Genomic DNA, 3289 nt, shown 5'->3' on the forward strand with positions numbered 1-3289 from the left:
GATCAGACATGTTACCGCTCGTTTTTTCGAGCCGTGAATCATGCCGCCAGACGGAAATCAATGGGTCCTGAGCCTAGTCTTTAGCTTATCAGTCACTACCTGTCCTTCGGCTCGAACCAGAGTGTAAGAATCTTATGCCTGACCCTGATCCGACGCCCCGTGCCCTCCGAGACATGGCTGGTCCTGAACCACAGCTTTTCGTCACAATGGTCTTCTTCCATACGGCATTGGTCCAGACGAGCGATCACACTAGCCCAATTCTTGAGAGCTTTCAGAGCGTTCTTTTTGCGCCCATAGATGATCAATTCACCACAATCCGCGCCTTCACACCCAGGCATGTAACGTGTGGTGAGCTGATAGAAGCCCTTCTTCAACCAGGCATAGCCGTTGTCGAACTTCGCCTCTGCCATCCAGAAGAAGTCGTCAGGACCGGTAACGGCGACATCCACGTGCCCACCCCATTGAGTATCGTGAGAGGCGTTGAGACCGGCCGAGGCAAGCATGCCGACAATGCGCGAGTTCAGCTGGTCTTCACTTTCGGAATGGGTGAGGTGGCGGTCCAACACAACCCGAGAATAGACCTTGTCCAAAATCTTCTCGAGACATTGCAGGCGCAGCTCATGAGTTGGCGCCATCCAAAAGTCGAAACTGCTTTTTAGGCCACTCGCTAGAAAAACGGAGCGCAGTTCGGCAAGTGTATGCGTTTCTACACGCGATGCATCATCCAAGGCAGTTCGTCACTTCATTGCTGGCGGTATACAAATCTCACCGAGATGGTTTCAGGGTCATGGCCCTGGCCGGTGAGAGCATCCCACAGGTCAGACTGCGGCAATGCTACAGAAGAACGATCCGTCAGATGACCGGTTAGCTTTAAAATCGGGTTCGCTGAAGTGCAGATTTGCGTCAATGCCGTAAGGAATGTCGTGTCAGGACTTTTTCTACCAGAGATGCTGACCAGTCTGTCTAGCGTCAGCGCCTCACCAGGCTCTGCTGCACCGCCAGTCAAAGCAGAAACGAGTCTTCCCCTAACCATGTCGACATCTTCTGCAACCTCCGTTTGCAAAGCACCAGGATCAGAAGCAGCTGCTTTTGACGAAGCAGCCCTGTGCCGCCCAGGTAAGTCGCCATCAAAGGACGACGTGCCCTTTCGCTGGCGCCCGGGAACATTTGGTTCATCGTCGGTGAATTCTCCTTTAAAAATCCATAGCTTGATCACAACTGTGCCATGAGCCCCTTTCGCCTGCACGTTCGCGTAGCCGATATCCGCACGTAGGGTGTGTAGAGGAATCCGCCCCTCCCGAAACCACTCAGATCGAGCTTTTTGTGAACCGCTGATTTCTCTAATGACTTCCACCCGAACGCCCAACGCTCCAGACCTCATTGCGGTCTGAACCGCTCGCTTCACTGCGCGTCGATAGCTCACTCTCCGTTCGATCTGCTGGGCAACGGATTCAGCGACGAGTTGAGCATCAAGCGCCGGCTTCTCAACTTCGACCACATTCAGAATGATTGCACTTTTTGTGTGAGTTGCGATTTTCTTCCTCAGCGCATCGAGGTTTGCACCACCTTCACCCAAAATATGGCCAGGACGTCCTGCGTGAATGGTTATCCGACACTTCCGGTGAGGTCTTTCAATGACAACTCGGCTGATACCTGCTGGCCTGCATTCTTCTTGGATCAGCGCTCGGATCTTAATGTCCTCAAGCAGCAGTGCCCCATAGTCGCGAGTATCGGCGTACCAGCGACTATCCCAGTTTCGGTTCACACGAATTCGGTTTCCGGATGGATTAGCCTTCTTGGTCAAAGAGTTCGCCTATATCCGGTTCACAAGTGATACACATAGCCATCATGTATTCTTCATAACCCATCTTCTGCTCGACAACTAACCAAATTCCACTCGTTTTCCTGAAACTCAGATCCCAAAACGATGCTACCCTCCAACACGTCCCCACCAAAGCACCTCGCCCTTCACCTCGACTTGTCCTTCCTTGCGAAACTCCACCGGGCTGGCCGGGTTGTCGGACCTCACCACCAGCATCCCCTTCTCTGGGCGATCCAGGCGGGTGATGCGGTTGGTTCCGTCCTGGTCGACGAAGGCGTAGATGCGGCCGTTTCGGACGGCCGTGCGGGTGGCTTCGATCAGCGCCAGGTCACCGTCCCCCAAGGTTGGGGCCATGGCATCGCCCTTCACGCTCACCAGGCGGGCCGCATCGGGGCTGACGCCAAGGCGGTCGAGGAAATCCTGGCGGAATGCCAGCGGGCCGTGGCCTTCTTCGTCAAGGAACGGCACGGGAATGTAGGATCCGGCCGGAGCCGGCACCGGGCTTGATCCAACTTGCCCTGTCAGCAGGTTTTCCTGCAGCTGGTCGGGGGATGGTGGCTTGGCGAAAGCCGCCACAATCGGGTAGCGATGAACGATCCCTACGATATGCCGGTCGTCATGCATCTCCAGTGTTCCGTCCTTCTGAGGCAGATAGCCGGAGGTCTTTATCCAGTTCCCGTCAATCTCCCGGATCCGGCGCACGGCCTGCAGCCCGTCCCGGTCTACCAACAGGGCCAAATCCCCTGCCCCGGCTTCCCGGTTCCCCTGGACCAACAGGGTGGCGTCGTTGGGAATGCCGGGGGCGGCGATCGAACCGTCGGCGAGCTGGACGTAGAAGGCACCCTCGCCCCCTGCCCCGCTTGGCAGAGGAAAATCGAAGCCGGCAGACTCGGGCTCGGCCCACCCGCCCTTGGCGGATTTCAAAGTGGACACCGGTGCCGGCGACTTGGCTTCGAAGGCGACCTGAGCTTCGGCGAACCCGGTTGCGTGCGCCACTTTGGATGGCCGCAAACCAGGCATTTCAATGCTGAACTTCAATCCAAGGGCATCACACAGCCTTGATAGGGTCGTGAAATTCGGAGGAATGCCGCGCTTTAGGTTCTGTATTGCGGTCGATTGGGTGCCGGGAAAAGCAATCTTGTGCACGTCCGCCATGGACATGTTGAGCTGCTTCCGCCGCTCCTCGACTAATTTGGCAAGCTCTTCCAGCTCCATAGTGCAAAAATGCACTGAAACACGCACGGCGCACAAGGAAACATTGCGTTTCCAAATCAGTGCATTTATACATCGGATAGATGATGTAGGAATACACTATGAATGTCAGCCACCTCATTCGCCTAGCTGAAGCCTATGCCGGCCACAGCAATCTTAGGCTCAGGACTCATAGCCGATAGATGACGGTCGCTGCGAGGGCGATTGCCGATAGGAAGACCCTTGGGCAGCGATCATACCGTGTCGCGACCCGGC

At 55.9% G+C, this 3289-nt stretch carries 2 protein-coding genes and 2 pseudogenes; all 4 read right to left on the reverse strand.

The window, feature by feature from the left end; genetic code table 11:
- Positions 1-95: 95 nt before the first annotated feature.
- Positions 96-728: a hypothetical protein gene (locus RBB16_RS20510; protein ID WP_306047889.1), complete on the reverse strand. Its 633-nt coding sequence runs from the start codon at positions 726-728 to the stop codon at positions 96-98.
- Between the two features lie 386 nt (positions 729-1114).
- A pseudogene (gene rpsC, locus RBB16_RS20515) lies at positions 1115-1804 on the reverse strand (30S ribosomal protein S3); the annotation flags it as partial.
- A gap of 126 nt (positions 1805-1930) precedes the next feature.
- Positions 1931-3037 (reverse strand): XRE family transcriptional regulator, encoded by a 1107-nt coding sequence (locus tag RBB16_RS20520; protein ID WP_306047890.1) that lies wholly within the window; start codon positions 3035-3037, stop codon positions 1931-1933.
- A 166-nt stretch (positions 3038-3203) separates the two neighbouring features.
- A pseudogene (locus tag RBB16_RS20525) lies at positions 3204-3289 on the reverse strand (IS5/IS1182 family transposase); the annotation flags it as partial.

Origin of the sequence: Nioella sp. MMSF_3534, from assembly GCF_030732985.1 — a bacterium.
Taxonomy (GTDB): domain Bacteria; phylum Pseudomonadota; class Alphaproteobacteria; order Rhodobacterales; family Rhodobacteraceae; genus Nioella.

Bases quoted from the DNA above. Each gene is read 5' to 3' on its own strand.
- RBB16_RS20520 (WP_306047890.1), bottom strand. From the start codon at position 3,037: ATGGAGCTGGAAGAGCTTGCCAAATTAGTCGAGGAGCGGCGGAAGCAG.